Below are 20,511 nucleotides of genomic sequence, written 5' to 3' on the forward strand. Positions count from 1 at the left end.
ATCGCCCCGCGGTGGCGTTGAGTGGTATCCCCGTCCCCGACACGAGGAGCAGACATGGCCACGAGCACCGGCATCGATCCCGCACTGGTCGAGCTGTTCACCCAGCAGCCCAACGGCATCCTGATCACCCTGAAGCGCAACGGCAGGCCGCAGTCCTCGGTCGTCACCCACGCCTTCGACCCCGCCACCAGCACGGTGCGCATCTCCATCACCGGCGACCGCGCGAAGACCCGCAACCTGCGCCGTGACCCCCGCGCCAGCTACCACGTCACCCGGGCCGACTACGGCGCCTACGTCGTCGGCGAGGGCACGGCGGAGCTGTCCGCAGAGGCCGCCGACCCGCACGACGACACGGTGGAGGCGCTGGTGGGCTACTACCGCGACCTGCGCGGCGAGCACCCCGACTGGGACGAGTACCGCGCGGCGATGGTCGCCGACGGCCGGGTGCTGCTCACGTTGGCGCTCGAGCACGTCTACGGGTGGGCCCGCCCCGGGGAGTGACGAGCCCGAGGGAGCAGGATCGGGGGGTGCACGGACCGACGGAGCCGGAGGAGCGGGTGGCGCGCGCGGTCGTCCACGCCGAGGTGGATCACGGCCACGCCGAGCTGCTGGGTGACCCCGACCGGCCGCAGGGCTGGACGCTGCTCCTCGGCGGCACCGCGCAGTCCCACGTCGATCTCGACGACCCGACCCACCTGGAGTTCGAGTACGTGCGTCGCTTCGGCCACGTCGTCGACCTGCTGGCACCGCGGGGGTCGCCGCTGCGGGTGCTGCACCTCGGCGGCGGGGCGTGGACGCTCGCGCGCTACGTCGCCACCACGCGGCCCCGGTCGGTCCAGCAGGTCGTCGAGCTCGACGCCGCGCTGGTCGACCTCGTGCGCTCGCGGCTGCCCGCCGACGGGCTCGGCATCGACGTGATCGTCGGCGACGCGCGGGCCGCTCTCACGCGGGCGACACCGGGCTCGGTCGACCTGCTCGTGCTCGACGTGTTCGCCGGGGCCCGCACCCCGGCGCACCTGACGTCCACGCAGTTCCTCGACTCGGTGGCGGCGGCCCTCGCGCCCGGCGGGGTGTATGCGGCCAACGTCGCCGACGGCGGCGAGCTGCGCTTCGCGCGGACGCAGGTGGCCGCTGCGCTGTCCCGGTTCGCCGACGTGGCGGTGCTCGCCGCGCCCGACCTGCTGCACGGGCGGCGGTTCGGCAACCTGGTGCTCCTGGGCAGCGCGGAGGAGCTCCCGGTGGACGGGCTGGTGCGCCGCGCCGCGTCCGACCCGTTCCCGGCGCGCGTGCTGGTGGGAGCGGAGGTCCGCCGCTTCGCGGGCGACGCGGCGGCGCCGTCGGATCGCGCGGCCACGCCGTCGCCGGAGCCGCCGCCGGGCTTCTTCGGCCGCCCGGCTGATCCGGCCTGACCGCGACGGCCCCGGCAGCGGGTCAGTCAGAAGGCGCCGTTCCGGCGGGCCTCCGCGACGTTGGCGGAGTGCTCGGCGAAGGTGGCGGCGAAGCACGAGGAGCCGTTGGTCTGGCACCGGACGAAGAAGAACCAGGGGCCGGGGGCGGGGGTGAGCGCCGCCTTGATCGCGTCGATCCCCGGGGCCGAGATCGGGGTGGGCGGCAGGCCGGCCACGACGTAGCTGTTGTACGGCCCGGGGCGCGCCCGGTCGTCCGCGGTGGTGCGCAGGGCCTGCAGGTCGAGCGGGTAGTTGACCATCGAGTCGAGCTCGAGCCGCTGACCGGCCCCGAGCCGGTTGTAGATCACCCTGGCGACCTTCGGCATGTCCGGGGTGATGGCCTCCTTCTCCACCAGCGAGGCGATCGTCAGCACGGTGTACGGGTTGGAGCCGATGCTCTGGGCCCCGGCCACGAGCCCGGACGCCTCGAGCCGCGCGTCCGACGTGGTCAGCAGACCACGCAGCACGTCGACGGCCGACGTGCCGGGCTCCACGTTGTAGCGGCCCGGCATCAGCAGGCCTTCGAGCCTGCGGGCCGGTTCGGCCTTGGCGACCTCCTCCAGCGCCCACGCCGGCACGCCGAGTGCGGCCGGGTCGGTGCCGGTCATCGCGGCCCGCAGCGCGTCGACCGAGACGCACTGCTGGGCGCCGTCCTGCGTGAAGCACGTGGCCTTCGAGATCAGGGTGAGCACGCCGGGCGCCACCGTGCCGTCGGGCGCCCTGGTGTCGTCGAGCTGGACACCACCGCGGATCTCCAGCTGTCCGACCCGGGCCTTCGGGTCCAGGAGCAGCTCGACGGCCGACTCCCCGGACATCCGCGACCGCATCTGGTAGTAGCCGGGCTGCACCGACCGGATGCGGTCGTCCTGCGCCGCGGCCTCGGTGAATGCCTGGACACCCGCCACGACCCCGCGCTGGGCCAGCGTGCCCCCGATCTGGGTGGTCGAGTCGCCGTCGTGCACCTGCACGATGACGTCGCCGGTGCCGCTGCCCTCGAAGTCGGGCGTGGAGAACAGCGACGAGAACACGTAGTACCCACCGCCCGCGACGGCGCCGAGCAGCAGGAGCGCGGCGAGCAGCACCACGAGGTTGCGCCGGCGCCGCTTCTGCGTGCGGGAGCGCTGGCCGGCCCGCCGGGACGCGAGCTGCTCCTGGCGGGAGGGGTACACCCCGACCTGTCCGGTGACCTGCGAACCGTCCGCCCCACCATTGTGATGGTGCGGCCCTCGCTGGTCCCATCCGTCCGGGTTCACAATGCTCGACAGTAACGAGCCAGCTCATGACCCTGCATTGCCGGGTCAGCGGCGGGTCACTGCCGCCGCGCGGCGTCCAACCAGCCCTGCAGGATCGCGACCGCGGCCGCCTGATCGATGACGGCGCGCTGCTTGCGTCCCTTCACACCGCGCTCGCGCAGCTGCTGGGTGGCGACCACGGTGGTGAGCCGCTCGTCGGAGAGCTCGACGGGAACGTCCACGACGGACTCCAGCCCGACGGCGAACGCGCGCGCCGCCTCGGCGGCAGCACCCTCCCGCCCGGCCAGCGTGCGGGGCAGCCCGACGACGATGCCGACGACGCCGTGCTCGGCGACGAGGCCGGCGATCGTCCGCAGGTCGGCGCCGTGGTCGAGGTCACGGGGGACGGTGAGCAGCGGGGTGGCCAGCACGCCGTCCGGATCGGAGAGGGCGACCCCCACGCGAACGGCACCGACGTCGATCCCGAGCCGCCGACCCCGCACCACGTCAGTTGCGCAGCGCGGAGCGCAGGGCACGCACGGCGTCCGGAATTCCGGCGGGGTTGGTGCCACCACCCTGGGCCAGGTCCGGCTTGCCGCCACCCCGGCCTCCGACGGCCGCGGCGAACGCGGGGATGAGCTTGCCCGCGGCCAGTCCGCGGTCCCGGGCGGCGGCCGTGGTGGCCACCACGAACGAGACCTTCTCGCCGTCGCCGGAGAAGAGCGCGACCACACCGGGCCGCGACCCGAGCCGGCCCCGGACGTCGGAGGCGAGGGCACGCAGGTCGTTGCCGGCCACCCCGTCCGGTGCGGCCACTGCCACGAGCGCGACCCCGTCGACGTCCTCGGCACCCGCCGCGAGGGCTCCGGCCGAGGCCAGCACCGCGTCGGCGCGGACCTTCTCGAGGTCGCGCTCGGCCGTGCGCAGCCGCTCGACCAGCCCGTTGATCCGGTCCGGGAGGTCCTCCGGACGCGACTTCAGCTGGTCGGCCAGCGTCGAGACGAGCAGGTGCTCCTTCGACAGGTGGCGGAACGCGTCGAGCCCGACCAGTGCGTCCACGCGACGCACGCCGGAGCCGATCGAGGCCTCCGACAGCACCTTGATCATGCCGATCTCGCCGGTGCGCCCGACGTGCGTGCCACCGCACAGCTCGCGGGAGTAGTCGCCCATGTCGACCACCCGGACCCGGTCGCCGTACTTCTCGCCGAACAGCATCATCGCGCCGAGCTTCTTGGCCTCGTCCATCGTGGTCTCGTAGGCCTCGACCTCGCGGTTCTGCTGCAGAACCGTGTTGACCTCGTCCTCGATCTCCGCGAGCGCGGCAGGCGCGACCGCGCCGGTGGGCGAGGTGAAGTCGAACCGCAGCCTGCCCGGGGCGTTGAGCGAGCCGGCCTGCGCGGCGGCGGTGCCCAGCGCGCCGCGGACGCCCGCGTGCACGAGGTGGGTGGCGGTGTGGGCCCGCGACACCGACGCGCGGCGCGACCGGTCGACCTCCGCCACGACGGCGGCGTCGAGCGACACCTCACCGGCGACGACGACCCCGCGGTGCACCCGCAGTCCGGCGACCGGGGACTGCACGTCGTCCACGCGGACGGTGAACGACGCGCCACGCAGCTCGCCCGTGTCGGCCTGCTGACCGCCCGCCTCGGCGTAGAACGGGGTGCGGTCGAGCACGACCTCCACGTGCTCGCCCTCCCGCGCGGCCGGCACCGGGACCCCGTCGACGAGCAGGCCGACGACCGTGGCCTCGGCGGAGAGCTCGGTGTAGCCGAGGAACTCGGTGACACCGTGGGTGTCGAGCACCGTGCGGTAGATCGACCCGTCACCGTGGCCGACCTTGCGGGTGGCGGCGTCGGCCTTCGCGCGGGAGCGCTGCTCGTTCATCAGCGCGGCGAAGCGGTCCTGGTCGACCTCGAGGCCCGCCTCGGACGCCATCTCGAGGGTGAGGTCGATGGGGAACCCGTAGGTGTCGTGCAGCTGGAACGCCCGGTCCCCCGGCAGCACGAGGCTGCCGCCGCGCTTCGTCTCCGCCACGGCGGTGTCGAAGATCCGCGAGCCGGCGCTGAGCGTGGAGAGGAACGCCTCCTCCTCGGCCTCGACGACCGCGGAGATCCGCTCGAAGCCGCTCACGAGCTCCGGGTAGGTCGGCGCCATCTCGTCGCGCACGACCTCGGCGAACGACCGGAGCACCGGCTCGTTCACCCCCAGCAGCCGCGACGAGCGCACGATGCGCCGCAGCAGGCGCCGCAGCACGTACCCGCGGCCCTCGTTGGACGGCGTCACCCCGTCGCCGATGATCATGACCCCCGAGCGGGCGTGGTCGGCGATCACCCGGAACCGGACGTCGTCGGCGTTGTCGGCACCGTAGCGGCGGCCGGAGAACTCCTCGGCCCGCGCGATCACGGGACGCACGAGGTCGGTCTCGTAGACGTTGTCGACACCCTGGAGCAGGTACGCGACCCGCTCCACACCCATACCGGTGTCGATGTTCTTCTTCGGCAGGGAGCCGATCGGCGGGTGGTCGTCCTTCGGGCTCAGCTCACCCCGCACGTCCTGCATGAAGACGAGGTTCCAGATCTCCAGGTACCGGTCCTCGTCGGCCTCGGGGCCGCCCTCGCGGCCGTGCTCGGGCCCCCGGTCGTAGTAGATCTCGGAGGAGGGGCCACCCGGACCGGGCACGCCCATGTCCCAGTAGTTGTCCTTGCCGCCGCGGCGCTGGATGCGCTCCAGCGGCAGCCCGGCGATCTTCCGCCAGAGGTCGATGGCCTCGTCGTCGTCGCGGAAGACCGTGACCCAGATGCGGTCGGGGTCGAAGCCGTAGCCGCCGGCGTCCTGGCTGCTCGTGATGAGGGTCCAGGCGTGCTCGATCGCGCCGGCCTTGAAGTAGTCGCCGAACGAGAAGTTGCCGGCCATCTGGAAGAACGTGTTGTGCCGGGTGGTGCGGCCGACCTCGTCGATGTCGCCGGTGCGCACGCACTTCTGGATGGAGGTGGCGCGCGCGTAGGGCGGCGGCACGTCGCCGAGGAAGTACGGCTTGAACTGCACCATGCCCGCGTTGACGAACAGCAGGTTCGGGTCGTCGAGGATCAACGACGCGCTGGGCACCTTGACGTGTCCGGCCGCGGTGAAGTGGTCGGTGAAGCGACGAGTGATCTCGTGGGTCTGCACGGCGGCGCTTTCTGGGTGGTGTGCGACGAGGAAGGCCTACGACAAGTCTCCCCCACGGGCGAGGGTGCGGTTCGGCAGGGGAGGGCGCTGGTGCGCCGCTACTCCCCTGCCCCGCGCGCTCGTGCCCCCTGGCGCACGACGGGCTGCGGGTCGGCGAACGCGTCGCCGAGGGTCGGCAGCCCACCACCGGTGCGACGTTCGACGAGCGCGGTGAGCTCCCGCTCCCGGTCGATCATCCCCGCACGCACCTCGGCCCCGAAGGCACCGAGGCCCGCCCCCACCTCGCGCAGGCCGTCGGCGATGTTGGCCCCGACGCCTGCCGGGGTGAGGTTGTGCGCCGCGGCGGTGGCCCGCCGGGTGGCGTAAGCCCCCGCGGCGAGCCCGAGGCCCAGCCAGAACAGCCTTCTCACCGCCGGCCCTTCCGCCGTCCGGGGCGGGTGCGCATCGAGTGGGCACCGGCGTCACGCCCGGCCCGCCGCGCCTTGACGGCCTTGTTCAGGCCGTAGGAGAACGCGGCGGCGCGCACGAGCGGGCCACCCAGGGTGGCGGTGAACAGCGACGTGAGCACGGAGACGTTGCTCGTGACCGCACGGGCGCTGGACGTGATGCCGTCGACCCGCTCCAGCTGCGTGTTGACCTGGTGCAGGGTGGTCTGCGCGTTGTCCAGCAGCGGCGCGCTGCCCTCGTGGGCCTTGCGGATCGCGATGGTGGCCTCGTCGAGCGTGCGGGACAGCTTCAGCAGCGGCACGGCCAGCAGCAGCACGAGCACCACGAAGGCCCCGGCGGCGATCAGTGCCGCGATCTGGCCAGCCGACACGACGACGCCTCCTCCATACCCACCCGACCGGAAGTTGATCGCCGACAGGCTACCCCCCGGCGGTTCGCCGGGATCCGGAGGGCTGGTGCGTCAGGGGGTCACCGCTCGTCCGGTTCGTCCACCTCCCCGACGAAGAGACCGGCCAGGATCCGGCGCAGCCGGTTGAGCGCGCGATGCTGGGTGACGCGGACGGCGCCGGGTGTGGAGCCGACGGCCTGCGCCGTCTCCTCGGCGCTCATCCCGACCGCGATGCGCAGCACCAGCACCTCGCGCTGACGCGGGGTGAGATGGCACAACAGGCTGCCGAGCCGCTCGGTGAGCTCGCTGGCGAGCAGGTGGTGCTCCGGCCCGTCGTACACGACCGGACTGTCGGGCAGGTCGGCCATCGGCTCCGCCCGGTTGCGACTGATGGCGCGGAACGCGTCGGTCACCTTGTGGGCCGCGATGCCGTACACGAACGCCCGGAACGACAGGCCCCGGATCGTGTAGCCGGGAAGCGCGTTGACGACAGCCAGGCACACCTCCTGCGCGATGTCGTCGGCCGACCCGATGACCGTCTCCTGACGGCCGAGACGCCCGCGGCAGTACCGCAGCACGAGTGGATGGATCGCGCCGAGCAGCCGGTCGCGTGCCCGCGGTTCCCCGGCGACGGCGTCGGCCACCAGCGCGTCCAGCAGCGCCGGCTCGGTCATCTCCTCCTGTGGGGAGCCGCCCTCCGGCCCGCCCGCCCCGCCGGATTCCGGTCGCCCGGCGCCGGGCCCGTCGGGCACCCGGCCCGCGTCGATCGGGCCGCGCTGGGTCGGAACGACACCGGACAGCTCGGTCACGTCGATGGCCACCGCAAGGGCGCTCATCGGGCTCTACCTGTGTTTACAGCGTCTTTGCGCTCTACAGGCCTGTACATCGCTAGGGTCCCCTCCCTGCACCGGCGACCTCCACCGGTGTGACGCGTGTACCGCCGGCCCACCGTCGGGGCGTGTGGCGGTCGTTCTCAGGAGGAACCGAACATTGCGGCAGATACCTGCTGTCCCCCGACAGCCGCGCCGACGTCCGGCCCCGCCCCTCCTACCCCCGTGTCACCTGCCGTGCCCAGCGAGGTGATCGAAGTCGTTCTACCTTCAAGTACGCAGTTTGGGTGACACCCAAGTTGGAGTCAAGAGAACTTCGACCAATGGTTGGTTACTCTACGATCAATGCCTTCCATCGACTCCCCTCGTCCGGACGATCCACGGGTCCGCGCCGCACGGACGAAGCGCTTCCGCACCCGCCGGGCGCTACTGGATGCCGCCGATGTGGCGTTCGCTTCACACGGCTGGGCGAACGCGAGGATGGAGGACATCGCGTCAGCCGCCGGTGTGAGTGCGGCCACCGCATACAACCACTTCCCTTCCAAGCACGCGCTGCTCGGCCACGTCTACAGCCCCCTGATCCAGCCCCTCCGACTGGAGGCCGAGCGGGACATAGCGGCCGGGCGCCCGATGGTCGACGCCCTGCGTGACCAGGTGAAAGCCCTGACGCGGATCACCTTCCGCTACCGGCCGCTCACCGCGGCGTTCTGGTCGGCCGTCCAGGACTACACGATACGGGTCGGGGGGCCTGCCGACCCGTCGGACGACATCGACCCCCGCACCCTCGCCCCCATCCCCGCCTCGATCCAGGTGCTCGTCGAGCACGGGCAGGACAGCGGCGAGCTGCGCCGGTTCCCCAGCCCGCACGAGGTGGGCAGCCTGATCGTCAACATGCTGCTGATCCGGAGCATCAACCGGCCGCACGAGCAGCCTGCGGTCACGTGCGAGATGTTGCTGACCGTGATGTTCGGGATGCTCCGCCCGGAGCTGCTCGCCGACGCAGGGGTCGACGGAAGACCCTTTCGCGACCTGATCTGATGGTGAGGTCGGCATCGCCGGAGCCGGTCAGGGCAGCTCCGCGAGCACCCCGGCCAGTGCGTCCACGGCGAGTGCCACCTCGTCGTCGGTGACCACGAGCGGGGGCGAGAGCCGGATCGTCGAGCCGTGGGTGTCCTTGACCAGGACGCCGCGGGAGACCAGCCGCTCCGCCACGTCCCGGCCACTGCCCAGCCGGGGGTCGACGTCGATCCCGGCCCACAGCCCGCTGCGGCGCACGGCCACCACCCCGTGGCCCACGAGCGGCGCCAGCCGGTCCGCCGCGACCTCGCCCAGCCGCGCCGCCGCAGCGAGCATCCCCCGCGGACCGGTGTCGCTCAGCAGCTCGATCACGGCCCTCCCCACAGCGCAGGCCAGCGGGTTGCCGCCGAACGTGCTCCCGTGCTGGCCCGGTCGCAGCACCCCGAGCACCGCGGCGTCGGCGACCACGGCCGACAGCGGCACGATCCCGCCGCCGAGCGCCTTGCCGAGCAGGTACACGTCGGCGTCGACGCCCGCGCCCCGGGTGGCGAGCACGTGCCCGGTGCGGCCGAGGCCGGACTGCACCTCGTCTGCGACGAACAGGACGCCGGCCCGGTCGCAGATCTCGCGGACCGCCGCCAGGTACCCCGCTGGCGGGACGACGACGCCCGCCTCGCCCTGCACGGGCTCGATCAGCACCGCGACCGTGTCGGGGGTGATCGCCGCGCGCAACGCGTGCGGGTCGCCGTAGGGGACCACGTCGAAGCCCGGGGTGAACGGCCCGAACCCGCCGCGCGCGTCCGGGTCGGTGGAGAAGCCCACGATGCTGATCGTGCGGCCGTGGAAGCCGCCGGCCGCCACGACGATGCGCGCCCGGTCCTCGGGCACGCCCTTCACCTCGTAGCCCCACTTGCGCGCGACCTTGAGCCCGCTCTCCACCGCCTCCGCGCCCGTGTTCATCGGCAGGACCTGCTGCTTGCCCACGAGCGCGGCGAGCTCGGCGCAGAACGGCCCGAGCTGGTCGTTGCCGAAGGCCCGGCTGGTGAGCGTCACGCGGTCGAGCTGGCGGTGGGCCGCCGCGACGAGCGCGGGATGGCCGTGCCCGAAGTTCAGCGCGGAGTAGCCCGCCAGGCAGTCCAGGTAGCGGCGGCCCTCGACGTCGGTGACCCACGCCCCGGCCGCCTCGGCGACCACCACCGGCAGGGGGTGGTAGTTGTGCGCCGAGTACTCGTCCACGAGGCGCTCGTGGTGCGCGGTCGCCTGGCCGGTCTCGATGGTCGTCATGCGCGTACCTCCAGCGTGCAGCACTTGGGTCCACCGCCCCCCTTGAGCAGCTCGGGCATGGCCACCGGAACGGGTGTGAAGCCGCGCTCGGCGATGGCCGCGGCGAGCCGGGTGGCCGGGGCGGGCAGGACGACGTGGCGCCCGTCGCTGACGGCGTTGAGGCCGAGCACCGCGGCGTCACCCACGTCGGCGACGAGCGCATCGGGGAACCGCTCGCGCAGCACCGCCTGCGACGCGGGCGTGAACGCCTCGGGCAGCCAGGCGATCGTCGCTGCGTCGAGCACGGCGACCGCCGTGTCGAGGTGGTAGTAGCGCGGGTCCACCAGCTCCAGCGACACCACCGGCCTGCCGAGCACGGCGGCCGCCTCCGCATGGGCGCGCGGATCGGTGCGGAAGCCCGTGCCGGCCAGCACCACGCCGCCTGGGCCCGGGTCGACCACGAGCAGGTCGCCCTCCCCCTCGTTCACGAACTGCGGCTCGACGACGCGCGGGAACCCGGCCGCGTGGAACCACTCCCGGTGCGCGACGGCCTCCGCGGCGCGCTCGCCGTGCCGGAACCGGGCGCCGAGCACGACCCCGCCGGCGACGGTGGCGCCGTTGGCCGCGTAGACCATGTCGGGCAGCCCCGGTACGGGTTCGAGCAGGTCGACCCGGTGGCCGAGGCCGAGGTAGGTCCGGCGCAGGGCGTCCCACTGGGCCAGTGCCAGCCCGCGGTCGACGGGGACGCCCGGGTGCATCCACGGGTTGATCGCGTACTCGACGGCGAAGTGCACCGGTGGGCACATGAGGTAGTGCCGGCGGGACGCGGTGCGCCCGGCGGAACCGATGGGCCGGGTCAGGACGCTGGTCACGGGCTCGCTCCACGAAGTGGCAGGGTGGCCGCGGCGACGGGACCGGGACGTTCACCAGGCTAGGAACGGCCGCAGTGGCGGACAATCGCGATGCGTTGCCCGTCAGCGGCGGATTCCTGCGCGCGAGCCACCCGGCGCGGTGATTCGTTGCGCGCGGCTCGTCGTCACGACGGCGGCGACGCGCGGTGCAGGATGAACGCATGTACCGCGTGGATTCCGAGGTCGGGCGCCTGCACCAGGTGATCCTGCACCGTCCCGGCCTGGAGCTGAAGCGACTGACCCCCGGCAACAAGGACCGCCTGCTGTTCGACGACGTGCTGTGGGTGGCCAGGGCGCAGGAGGAGCACGACCGGTTCGCGGCCCTGCTGCGGGAGCGCGACATCACGGTGCACCTGTTCGGTGAGCTGCTGCGCACCACGGTGGAGATCCCGGAGGCGCGCAAGTACATCCTCGACCGGATCTTCGACGACCGGGTGTACGGGCCGCTCGCGATCGACGCGCTGCGTAACTGCTTCGACGCGATGGACGTCGACGCCCTCACCGACCACCTGATCGGCGGGATCACCAAGCGCGAGGTGCTGGACCGGATCGAGGAGCCCCGTTCGATCGCCTTCCACGTGCTCGATCCCGACGACTTCGTGCTCGAGCCGCTGCCCAACCACCTCTACACCCGCGACACCTCGGCCTGGATCCACGGCGGCGTGTCGATCAACAGCATGCGCAAGAAGGCCCGCATGCGCGAGACCGTGCACTACGAGGCCGTGTACCGGTGGCATCCGCTGTTCACCCGCTCCGACTACGCGATCTGGTCGGACGGCTCCGTGAACGGGCCGGCCACCACCGAGGGCGGGGACATGCACGTGCTCGGCGGCGGGGCGCTGCTGATCGGGATCTCGGAGCGGACCACCCCGGCGGGCGTCGAGCGGCTGGCCAAGCGCCTGTTCGCCGGCGGTCAGGTCGACCGGATCGTCGCGCTGCGGATGCCGAAGCAGCGCGCGTTCATGCACCTCGACACCGTGATGACGATGGTCGACCCGGAGACGTTCGTGGAGTACTCGGGGCTGGGCAGGCTGCCCGCGTACACGGTGCGGCCCGGTGACTCGGAGAAGGAGCTCGACCTCACCGACCATCCGGCCGAGGAGATGCACGAGGCCATCGCCGCCGCGCTCGGGCTGGCGTCGGTCCGGGTGCTGACCCCCGAGCAGGACGTGCACGCCGCCGCCCGCGAGCAGTGGGACGACGGGTGCAACGCGCTCGCCGTGGCCCCCGGGGTGGTGGTGACCTACGAGCGCAACGTCACGACCAACCGGTTCCTGCGCCGCCACGGCATCGAGGTGCTCGACATCCCCGGCGGCGAGCTGGGCCGCGGCCGCGGCGGGCCCCGCTGCATGAGCTGCCCGATCGTGCGCGACGCCGTCTGACGCGGCTGTCCGGCAGGCCCGGTCCGCCGCGCCGCTCAGCAGGCCGCCGCCTCGGTCAGGGCCTGGGCGGTGGCCGCGTCAGCAGGCAGGAACGCCTCGAGCTTCAGCTCCGCGAGCGTGACGTCCACGGCGGTCGCGAAGGTCGTCACGGTCGTGATGAGCCGTAGCTCGCCCAGGTCGGAGCGCAGCCGCAGCGGCACGGCGAAGCCCAGGTGGTCCGGGCCGACGGCAGCCGGCGGCACGTACGACCCGAGCTCGGCGCGCAGGGCGGCCAGGCGCTCGTCGGGCCCGCGTTCCAGTGCCTGGTCCAGCCGCTCGAGGACGTGCCGGGCCCACTCGGCGAGGTTGACGATCCGGGGGGCGAGCCCCTCAGGGTGCAGGGCAACGCGATAGGCGTTGGCGGGCGGTGCCAGCAGGTCGGCGGAGACCCCTTCGGTGAGCAGCCCGAACGGCGCGTTCGCCGCGACGAGGTCGCCGTGGCGGTCCACGACGATCGCCGGGTAGGGCCGATGGCCCTCGAGCACGGACCGCAGGGCGTCGCGCACCGGGGCGAGGCCGGGCTCGTCGAGGCCGGTCTCGGGGTAGGCGGGTGCGAAGCCGGCCGCGAGCAGCAGCGCGTTGCGGTCGCGCAGGGGCAGTTCCATCGACTCCGCGAGCCGCACGACCATCGCCCTGCCGGGCGCCGAGCGGCCGCTCTCCATGAAGCTGACGTGCCGCTGCGTCGTCCCGGCGCGCAGGGCCAGGTCCAGCTGGCTGACCCGCAGCCGGGTACGGCGCTCGCGGAGCGCGGCCGGAAAGTTCACAGGGTGTTCCTAGCCCTCGATCACCCCGTCCAGCCATTCCCCCGGGGGAATTGCCGCTGCGCACCGTCGGGCAGAGCCTCTGCGGCATGGATCTCGTTCGGATAGGTGTGCTGCTGCCGCTCAAGGCGGAGCAGTGGGCGGGTGCGGACCCGCGAGAGCTGGTGGATCTGGCGGTCCGGGCAGAGCGGGCGGGCTACGACTCGGTCTGGGCCAACGACACGCTTCTCGGAGCCCACATCGACCCGCTGACGGTCCTCGCCGCGGTCGCGGCGAGGACCGAGCGGGTGACTCTCGGCACCGCGGCGCTGCTGCCCGCTTTCCGGCGCCCCGTACAGGCCGCCAAGGCGATCGCATCGCTCGACCTCCTGGCGGGCGGACGCCTCGTGCTCGGCGTCGGAGCCGGTTTCCCCGGACGCTCCGAGCCGGAGTACGCGGCGTCCGAGGTGCCGTGGCCGCGCCGGTTCGCCCGGCTCGACGACACGGTGGCGCTCTGGCGGCAGCTCTGGGGCGCCGAGGGAACCACCTCGTTCACCGGCGACGTGCTGCGCCTCGCCGACATCCCGGCGGGCACCCGCCCGTACCGCAGCGGTGGCCCGCCCATCTGGCTCGCCGGGGCGACTCCCGCCGCGCTGGCCCGGACCGGGCGTCATTACGACGGCTGGCTGCCCTACCCGCCGCAACCGGCGACCTACGCCGCCGGTCTCGCCGACATCAGCACCGCGGCACTGGCAGCGGGACGGCCGCGGGACGCGATCACCCCGGCGCTGTTCGCGACGGTGCTGCTGGCGCCCGACGTGCCATCGGGGCTGCGCGCCGTCGACGAGTTCTGCCGGGAGAACTACGGGCTTCCCCTCGACGTGATCGAACGGATCCAGACGATCGTGGCGGGATCGCCCGAGCACGTGGCCGCAGGGCTCAGCCGGTTCGTCGAGGCCGGCGCCCGCCACATCATCCTGCGCATCGCCGCGCCCGGCCTCGATGGGCAGCGCGACCAGCTCGACCGGCTCGCCGACCTGCTGCTCGGCGTACGAGACCCGGTGGTGTCGTCGAGGCCCTGACGAGGGGCACGGGCGGTAGTGTCCGCGCGTGAGTTCCGCGGCGGAAGAAACCGGGGTCGCCGGCGACTGGACCTCGCTCGACGGCAGCCAGCAGCGCGTCGCGGTGGAGGTGCTGCGCCACGGCCCGCTCCCCCGCGCCGAGCTGGCCCGCCGGCTCGGGCTCTCGCCCGGCTCGCTCACGCGGCTCACCCGCCCGCTGGTGGACTCCGGGCTGCTGGCCGAGGGCACCAGCGACCTCCACGCCCGCACCGGGCGTCCCTCGCTCCCGTTGGACGTGCGGCCCTCCTCCCGCCGGTTCATCGGCGTCAAGATCACCGGTGACGCGCTGTTCGCCGTGGTCACCGACCTGCGCGCCGCCGTCGTCGCCGAGCACGAGACGCCGCTGCCCGGGCGCGCGCCCGCGGCCGTGGTGGACGCGGTGGCCGGCGTCGTCGCCCGGTTGCGCGAGGAGCACGGCGAGATGGCCGGGCTCGGCATCGGCATCGGCGGGCGGGTGGCGGAGCGCCGTGACGTCACGAGTGCGCCTTTCCTCGGCTGGCAGGAGACGGTGCCGCTGGCGCAGCGGCTGCTGGCGGCGACCGGCCTGCCCACCGTCGTGGAGAACGACGTGCGGGCGCTCACCGTGTCCGAGCACTGGTTCGGCGCAGGCCGGGGGCTGCACTCGCTCGCCGTCGTGACGATCGGCGTCGGAGTGGGCTGCGGGATCGTCGTCCACGACCGGCTGGTCGAGGGCGCGCACGGGGCGGGCGGGTCGGTCGGGCACCGGCCGCTGCCGGGCTGGGCGATCTGCGCCGAGGGGCACCGCGGATGCGCCACGGCCGTCCTGACGTCGGGGGCGATCACGGCCGCCGTCGGCCAGGCACTGGGCCGTCCGGTGACCTACGACGAGGTGCTGGAGCTCGCCCGGGCCGGGCAGCCGGCGGCCCGGCGCGCCGTCACGGACGCCGGCCGGGCTCTCGGCCTGCTCGTCGCCGGCATCGCCGATCTCGTCGACCCCGAGCTCGTGATCCTCACCGGCGACGGCATCGGCGCGGTCGAGATCGCCCGGGCCGAGCTGGACGCCGCGCTGCAGGAGAGCCAGGACCCGATGGGACCACCGGTCCGGGTGGAGGTGCGGCCGTTCCCGTTCACCGAGTGGGCACGCGGGGCAGCCGCCGTGGCCGTGCAGGCGCACGTGCTGGGGCCCGTCGCGCCTGCCTGAGGCCGGCGCTCACCGGGCGTCCACCGCCTCCGCGCGCAGCACCAGCAGCTGCTCCGGGTTGAGCGCCGGGGCCCGCAGGCCCACCTCGCCGAGCACCCGGCCGGGCAGCTCCACCCCCTCGGCGAGCCACCCGGGAGGCCGCCGCTGCCGCAGCGCAGGCGCGGCGCCCGGCGGCTGTGGCCGCACGCGGTAGCGCCGGTCGGGGTCGAGGCCGGGCAGGCGCAGGGCGCCCGGCACGGAGGTCAGCGGCGTGGCCAGCTGGACCAGCGAGAACAGGGCGGAGCTCCGGTCGGGCGCCACCACACCGTGCAGGGCGAAGGAGGGGTCGTGCTGGTCGGCGCGCACCAGCGTGCCGGTGTGCAGCAGGCCGCGGACGTCCTTGTAGAGCTGCACCCACGCGGCCAGCTCCGTGCGCTCCTCCGGGCTCGCTCGGGTGATGTCCCACTCGATCCCGAACGAGCCGAACAGCGCCGTCCCGGCCCGGAACGACAGGTCGTGGGTGCGGGCCGTGGAGTGCGAGCGCGGCGACCCGACGTGCGACCCGACGAGCTCGGGCGGCAGCAGCTGGCCGGTGTAGCGCTGGATCTGCTGGCGTTCGAGCGGGTCGATGTTGTCGCTGCCCCAGACCCGGTCGGTGCGCTCCAGGATCTCCAGGTCGATGCGCAGGCCCCCCGACGAGCAGGACTCGATCTCGACGTCCGGGTGCCGGGCGCGCAGCTCGTCGATCAGCCGGTACACCGCTGCGGTCTGGGCGTGGACGCCGGGCGTGCCCAGCGGCCCGTGGCCGGCGTCGAGCAGGTCGCGGTTGTGGTCCCACTTGAGGTAGGCGATCGGGTACTCGGTGAGCAGCGCGTCGAGCCGCTCCAGGAGGTAGGCGGACACCTCGGGGCGGGCGAGGTCGAGCACCTGCTGCGACCGGGAGAGCAGCGGTTGGCGCCCACCGGTCGCGAGGATCCAGTCCGGGTGGGCACGGGCGAGGTCGGAGTCGGGGTTGACCATCTCCGGCTCGACCCACAACCCGAACTGCATTCCCAGTCGCCGTACCTCGTCCACCAGCGGATGCAGGCCCCGCGGCCAGACGTCCTCGTCGACGTACCAGTCGCCCAGGCCTGCCTTGTCGTCGCGGCGGCGGCGGAACCAGCCGTCGTCGAGCACGTAGCGCTCGGCGCCGACGTCGGCCCCGGCCCGGGCGAGCTCGATGAGCCGGTCGAGGTCGTGATCGAAGTAGACGGCCTCCCAGGTGTTGAGCACGACCGGGCGGGGGGTGCGCGGATGCTGCGGCCGGGAGCGCAGGTGCGTGTGGAAGCGGGCGGCGACGCCGTCGAGCCCCCGGCCGTACGCGGCGTAGACCCACGGGCCGGCGTACTGCTCGCCGGGCACGAGCGCGATCTCGCCGGGCAGCAGCAGCTCACCGCCGGCGAGCACCGCGGCCCCGGTGGACAGCCGCTCGGCGTAGGACACGTGGTTGCCGCTCCAGGCGACGTGCATCGCCCACACCTCGCCGTCGCGGAAGCCGAAGCCCGCGGTGCCCGCGGCGAGGATCAACGGGGCGTCCGGTCCGGTGCGGCCGCGCCGGTTCTCCCGCGCATGCACCCCGACGACGAACGGCGCGCGCTGCGGGGCCCGCTCCCGGCCCCAGCGTCCGGCCAGGTCGAACAGCTCGGTGGCCACCGGCGGCACCGGGAGCGCGACGGCGAGGCCGTCGACGACGAACGGCTCCGCTGCCGCTCCCTCCGCCACCACCACCGTGGCCCGCTGGCGCAGCAGGCCCGAGGCCAGCAGCTCGATGTCGAGCCGGACCTCGAGACCCGCCCCGTCGTCGCGGCCGACCGCCCGAACCCGCCCACCACCCTCCGGAGCGGGCTCGGGGTCGAACGCGACGAGGGCGAAGAGCGGCGACCAGGCGCCCCCGGCGCGGTGCCCCGCAAGCCCCGGGCGGCCGAGCCACCCGCTCGCCTGCTCGGGCAGGATGCCGACGCGCGCCCCCTCGTCGAGATCGTTGGGCACGGTGCCGGGGACCGCGGCGGTGGCGATCGCCGACAGGTCGGAGGCGTCCAGCTCACCGAGGTCGGGCCCCCAGTGCAGCACCGCGGGCAGGCGCCCGTCCGTGGCGAGGACGACGCTCACCCCCGCCGCCCTCAGGTGGACGGGGGCGGCAGGGTTCGGGGACATGGCGGCTCCGCGCGTCGTCGTGATGTTGCTGCGGATATGTTTTACGACAGAAGTTAGTGGGGGTCAAAGGGCCGTCCGACCGCTCCCTAGCGAGCAGCGTCGGCCAGGCGCTCGAGGACGGAGACGAACACGGCGCGCTCCCCGGGATCGACGGCTGCGAGCATCTCGGCCTCCACCTCGCGGATCCCCGCCCGGCAAGACCGCACCACCGCACGCCCCTCCTCGGTGAGCGCGACGACGCGGTTGCGCCGGTCGGCCGGGTCCGGGGTACGCCCCAGCAGCCCCCGCGCCTCCAGCCGGTCGAGGATCGGGATGAGCCGCGTCTTGTCCCGCCCGACGGCGGCGGCGAGCTCCGACTGCGTCGGCGCCGCCCCCTCCTCGAGAGCGCCGAGCACCGCGTAGTCCCACATCTCGACGCCGTGAGCACGCAGCACCGGCGTCTCGGCCTCGATCATCACCCGCGTCAGGCGGGCGAACGCGGCCCCGAGGTCGTGGCGCTGCTCCATGTCGCGCGACGATAGCGCTTGACCGATCGTCTACCTCGGTAGATAGTCGCCCGATGGAGATCATCGACCTGCATCGCCGAGCCGCTGCCGCCGTCGCACCGGTTCTCGCCCGGGTCCGGCCGGTCGACCTCGGCGTTCCCACTCCCTGCACCGGCTGGGACCTGCGGGCCCTGCTGGAGCACATGACCGGCCAGGACCACGGGTTCGCGGCGGCCGTGCGCGCCGGGAACGGGACCGACGTCGACGTCGCGGCGTTCGCTCCGCGCCCGCTGGGGGCCGAGCCCGCCGTGGCCGCCGCCGCGGCGCTGGCCACGGTCACGGGTGCCTTCGCCGAGGCCGCTGCCGACCCGGCCGGCACCGTGTGGCTACCGGAGTTCCGCAACCGGTTCCCGCTGGAGCAGGTCGCCGGCTTCCACCTGATCGACACGCTCGTGCACGGCTGGGACGTCGCCGCCTCGCTCGGGCTCGCCCCCGACTACGACGACGACCTCGTCGCCGCCGGCCTCACGGTGGCCGAAAGCGTGCCGACCGGCGCCTTCCGCGAGCAGCCCGGGTCACCGTTCGCCCCCGCGCTGACGAGCGGAGCGACGGACGCCTGGGACCGCACCCTCACCCTGCTCGGCCGCGACCCGGCCTGGTCCCCGGCCCGCCGCCGGTCGTAGGGGTCAGCCCTCGCCGCGGACGGCCCGGCGCAGCTTCGGGAGGCGCTCGGCCAGCACCCGCTCGCCGCCCCGGCCCGTGGGGCGGTAGTAGTCGCGCCCGACCAGCTCGTCGGGCGGGTACTGCTGCTCCAGCACCCCCTCGGGCGTGCCGTGCGGGTAGCGGTAGCCCACGGCGTTGCCGAGCTTCTGGGCCCCGGCGTAGTGGCCGTCGCGCAGGTGCGCCGGGACGGCGCCGGTGGCCCCGGCCCGGACGTCGGCCATCGCCTCGTCGATGCCCGTGATCACGGCGTTGGACTTCGGCGCGGTGGCCAGGTGCACGGTGACCTGGGCCAGCGCGAGCCGGCACTCCGGGAGCCCCACGAGCGCCACCACCTGCGCCGCGGCCACAGCCGCCGGCAGCGCCGTGGGGTCGGCGAGCCCGACGTCCTCGCTGGCGTGCACCATCAGCCGCCGCGCGATGAACCGCGGGTCCTCCCCCGCCACCAGCATCCGGGCGAGGTAGTGGAGCGCGGCGTCGGGGTCGGAGCCGCGGATCGACTTGATGAACGCGCTGATCACGTCGTAGTGCTGGTCGCCCTGGCGGTCGTAGCGGACCGTGGCCTCGGTGACCGCCCGCTCGACGGCGGGCACGTCGATCTCGGTGGCGCCGGTACCGGCGACCCCGTCGGCCGCCGCCTCGAGCGCCGTGAGGGCGCGGCGGGCGTCGCCGGACGCGAGCCGCACCAGCGCGTTCTCCGCGTCGGGCGTCAGCTCGACGGCGGCGCCGAGCCCGCGCGGGTCGGCCACGGCGCGGCGCAGCAGCGACCGCACGTCGTCGTCGGTGAGCGACTGCAGCTGCAGCACCAGCGAGCGCGAGAGCAGCGGGGACACCACCGAGAACGACGGGTTCTCCGTGGTGGCGGCCACGAGCAGCACCAGCCGGTCCTCCACGGCACCGAGCAGCGCGTCCTGCTGGGTCTTGGAGAAGCGGTGCACCTCGTCGATGAACAGGACCGTCTGCTGGTCGAGCCGGTCGCGGCGCCTGCGGGCGTCGTCGATCACCGCCCGCAGCTCCTTGACCCCCGACGAGAGCGCCGAGAGCGCGACGAAATGCCGGCTGCCCACGCCGGCCAGCAGCCGCGCGATGGTGGTCTTGCCGGTGCCGGGCGGCCCGTAGAGCAGCACGGAGGCAGCCGCTCCGCCTTCCACGAGGCGCCGGAGCGGGGCACCGGGCCGCAGCAGGTGGGCCTGCCCGACCACCTCGTCGAGTGTGCGGGGACGCATCCGGACGGCGAGCGGCGCCGTGGCGCGAGCCGGCTCGGCCGGGGACCCGCCCGCAGCGGCCGGCTCCGGTTCGTCCAGCTCGAACAGCCCGTCTGCCTCGGTGCTCATCGCCATCAGCGTGCCACTGCGGCGTGGGATCCACCGAATCGCCCGGAGATGTCGGTACAGCGTGCGACCATGCCGTCGTCGGAAGGAGAAGGCGATGACTCTCTCGTGGCCGAACCATTTCCTCACGCTCGAAGAGTGGGACGCGCTGCCGGAGGCCGAGGGCGTACGGCTCGAGCTCGCGGAGGGTCTTGTCGTGATGTCTCCGATGCCGCTGTCATGGCACCAGCGAGCAGTCATGCGACTGGGGTATCGCGTCGACGAGCAACTGCCGCCGGCGCTCACGGCCCTGACGGAGGTCGAGGTGGTGGCTTCCGCCAGTCCGCCGACGGTGCGTGTGCCCGACGTCAGCGTCACCCGGAGCCATATCGTGGAGCACAACCCGCCCCGGCTTCCGGCCGCCGACGTACTGCTCGCCGCCGAGGTGCTGTCCGACGGCACCCGCCGCGTCGACCGGGTGCTGAAGTTCTCCGAGTACGCCGACGCCGGCATCCCGCAGTACTGGATCGTCGATCTGGGCGAGCACACCAGCCTCACCGCGTACGTGCTGGTCGACGGCGACTACGAGCTGTCCGGCGAGCACACCGGCACGGCCGAGCTCGACGTCGCCGGCCATCGCGTCACCGTCGACCTCGACGCGCTCACCCGCCGCTGA

At 73.7% G+C, this 20,511-nt stretch carries 20 protein-coding genes; 8 read left to right on the forward strand and 12 right to left on the reverse strand.

Going from position 1 to position 20,511, the window contains the following annotated elements; translation table 11 throughout:
- Positions 1 to 54: 54 nt before the first annotated feature.
- Positions 55 to 501: a PPOX class F420-dependent oxidoreductase gene (locus ACQPZA_RS19635; RefSeq protein WP_169398547.1), complete on the forward strand. Its 447-nt coding sequence runs from the start codon at positions 55 to 57 to the stop codon at positions 499 to 501.
- A 26-nt stretch (positions 502 to 527) separates the two neighbouring features.
- Entirely contained in the window at positions 528 to 1,409 is an 882-nt protein-coding gene (locus ACQPZA_RS19640; protein WP_433272520.1) for a spermidine synthase, read from the forward strand.
- Positions 1,410 to 1,435: 26 nt separating this feature from the next.
- On the opposite strand, the gene mltG is transcribed toward ACQPZA_RS19640, so the two are convergent.
- The 6 genes from mltG to shbA form a co-directional block, all read right to left on the reverse strand.
- Positions 1,436 to 2,701 (reverse strand): endolytic transglycosylase MltG, encoded by a 1,266-nt coding sequence (gene mltG, locus ACQPZA_RS19645; RefSeq protein ID WP_433272522.1) that lies wholly within the window; start codon positions 2,699 to 2,701, stop codon positions 1,436 to 1,438.
- A gap of 56 nt (positions 2,702 to 2,757) precedes the next feature.
- On the reverse strand, positions 2,758 to 3,183 hold the full coding sequence (gene ruvX, locus ACQPZA_RS19650; protein WP_433282889.1) for a Holliday junction resolvase RuvX: 426 nt from the start codon (positions 3,181 to 3,183) through the stop codon (positions 2,758 to 2,760).
- Between the two features lie 4 nt (positions 3,184 to 3,187).
- Entirely contained in the window at positions 3,188 to 5,848 is a 2,661-nt protein-coding gene (alaS, locus tag ACQPZA_RS19655; protein ID WP_169398544.1) for an alanine--tRNA ligase, read from the reverse strand.
- A 98-nt stretch (positions 5,849 to 5,946) separates the two neighbouring features.
- Positions 5,947 to 6,258, reverse strand: a complete 312-nt coding sequence (locus tag ACQPZA_RS19660) for a hypothetical protein (RefSeq protein WP_169398543.1) — start codon at positions 6,256 to 6,258, stop codon at positions 5,947 to 5,949.
- Entirely contained in the window at positions 6,255 to 6,665 is a 411-nt protein-coding gene (locus ACQPZA_RS19665; RefSeq protein ID WP_169398542.1) for a DUF948 domain-containing protein, read from the reverse strand. Before ACQPZA_RS19665 ends, ACQPZA_RS19660 begins: the two co-directional genes overlap by 4 nt.
- Before the next feature lie 98 nt (positions 6,666 to 6,763).
- Complete coding sequence (shbA, locus tag ACQPZA_RS19670) at positions 6,764 to 7,357, reverse strand: RNA polymerase sigma factor ShbA (RefSeq protein WP_169398551.1); 594 nt, start codon at positions 7,355 to 7,357, stop codon at positions 6,764 to 6,766.
- Positions 7,358 to 7,858: 501 nt separating this feature from the next.
- Between shbA and ACQPZA_RS19675 the strand changes: the two genes are divergently transcribed.
- Positions 7,859 to 8,551 carry a TetR/AcrR family transcriptional regulator gene (locus ACQPZA_RS19675; protein ID WP_433272525.1) on the forward strand — a complete coding sequence of 231 codons (693 nt, stop codon included), beginning with the start codon at positions 7,859 to 7,861 and terminating at the stop codon, positions 8,549 to 8,551.
- A gap of 27 nt (positions 8,552 to 8,578) precedes the next feature.
- Here ACQPZA_RS19675 and rocD read toward each other — a convergent pair whose 3' ends face one another.
- Positions 8,579 to 9,814 (reverse strand): ornithine--oxo-acid transaminase, encoded by a 1,236-nt coding sequence (gene rocD / locus ACQPZA_RS19680; RefSeq protein WP_433272527.1) that lies wholly within the window; start codon positions 9,812 to 9,814, stop codon positions 8,579 to 8,581.
- Positions 9,811 to 10,665 carry a dimethylargininase gene (gene ddaH / locus ACQPZA_RS19685; RefSeq protein ID WP_433272529.1) on the reverse strand — a complete coding sequence of 285 codons (855 nt, stop codon included), beginning with the start codon at positions 10,663 to 10,665 and terminating at the stop codon, positions 9,811 to 9,813. Before ddaH ends, rocD begins: the two co-directional genes overlap by 4 nt.
- 200 nt (positions 10,666 to 10,865) lie before the next feature.
- Here ddaH and ACQPZA_RS19690 point away from each other — a divergent pair, with 200 nt between their 5' ends.
- Complete coding sequence (locus ACQPZA_RS19690) at positions 10,866 to 12,086, forward strand: arginine deiminase (protein ID WP_169398539.1); 1,221 nt, start codon at positions 10,866 to 10,868, stop codon at positions 12,084 to 12,086.
- A gap of 35 nt (positions 12,087 to 12,121) precedes the next feature.
- Here ACQPZA_RS19690 and ACQPZA_RS19695 read toward each other — a convergent pair whose 3' ends face one another.
- The gene (locus ACQPZA_RS19695; RefSeq protein ID WP_433272531.1) at positions 12,122 to 12,889 is read right to left on the reverse strand and encodes a helix-turn-helix domain-containing protein; all 768 of its coding nucleotides are present in this window, start codon (positions 12,887 to 12,889) and stop codon (positions 12,122 to 12,124) included.
- Positions 12,890 to 12,975: 86 nt separating this feature from the next.
- On the opposite strand from ACQPZA_RS19695, the gene ACQPZA_RS19700 reads away from it, so the two are divergent.
- A complete protein-coding gene (locus tag ACQPZA_RS19700) occupies positions 12,976 to 13,947 on the forward strand; it encodes an LLM class flavin-dependent oxidoreductase (protein ID WP_433272533.1) in 972 nt (323 codons plus the stop codon).
- Positions 13,948 to 13,975: 28 nt separating this feature from the next.
- Entirely contained in the window at positions 13,976 to 15,148 is a 1,173-nt protein-coding gene (locus ACQPZA_RS19705) for an ROK family protein (protein ID WP_433272535.1), read from the forward strand.
- Positions 15,149 to 15,157: 9 nt separating this feature from the next.
- Here the strand turns inward: ACQPZA_RS19705 and ACQPZA_RS19710 are convergent, their stop codons facing one another.
- Complete coding sequence (locus ACQPZA_RS19710; RefSeq protein WP_433272538.1) at positions 15,158 to 17,320, reverse strand: alpha-galactosidase; 2,163 nt, start codon at positions 17,318 to 17,320, stop codon at positions 15,158 to 15,160.
- Positions 17,321 to 17,406: 86 nt separating this feature from the next.
- Positions 17,407 to 17,826, reverse strand: a complete 420-nt coding sequence (locus tag ACQPZA_RS19715) for a MarR family winged helix-turn-helix transcriptional regulator (protein WP_169398535.1) — start codon at positions 17,824 to 17,826, stop codon at positions 17,407 to 17,409.
- Between the two features lie 53 nt (positions 17,827 to 17,879).
- On the opposite strand from ACQPZA_RS19715, the gene ACQPZA_RS19720 reads away from it, so the two are divergent.
- Positions 17,880 to 18,488 (forward strand): TIGR03086 family metal-binding protein, encoded by a 609-nt coding sequence (locus tag ACQPZA_RS19720; RefSeq protein ID WP_433272541.1) that lies wholly within the window; start codon positions 17,880 to 17,882, stop codon positions 18,486 to 18,488.
- Between the two features lie 3 nt (positions 18,489 to 18,491).
- Here the strand turns inward: ACQPZA_RS19720 and ACQPZA_RS19725 are convergent, their stop codons facing one another.
- Positions 18,492 to 19,859 (reverse strand): replication-associated recombination protein A, encoded by a 1,368-nt coding sequence (locus tag ACQPZA_RS19725; RefSeq protein ID WP_433272543.1) that lies wholly within the window; start codon positions 19,857 to 19,859, stop codon positions 18,492 to 18,494.
- 94 nt (positions 19,860 to 19,953) lie between these two features.
- On the opposite strand from ACQPZA_RS19725, the gene ACQPZA_RS19730 reads away from it, so the two are divergent.
- A complete protein-coding gene (locus tag ACQPZA_RS19730) occupies positions 19,954 to 20,511 on the forward strand; it encodes a Uma2 family endonuclease (RefSeq protein WP_433272545.1) in 558 nt (185 codons plus the stop codon).

The sequence above is a fragment of the Pseudonocardia xinjiangensis genome (assembly GCF_050948425.1).
GTDB lineage: Bacteria > Actinomycetota > Actinomycetes > Mycobacteriales > Pseudonocardiaceae > Pseudonocardia > Pseudonocardia xinjiangensis.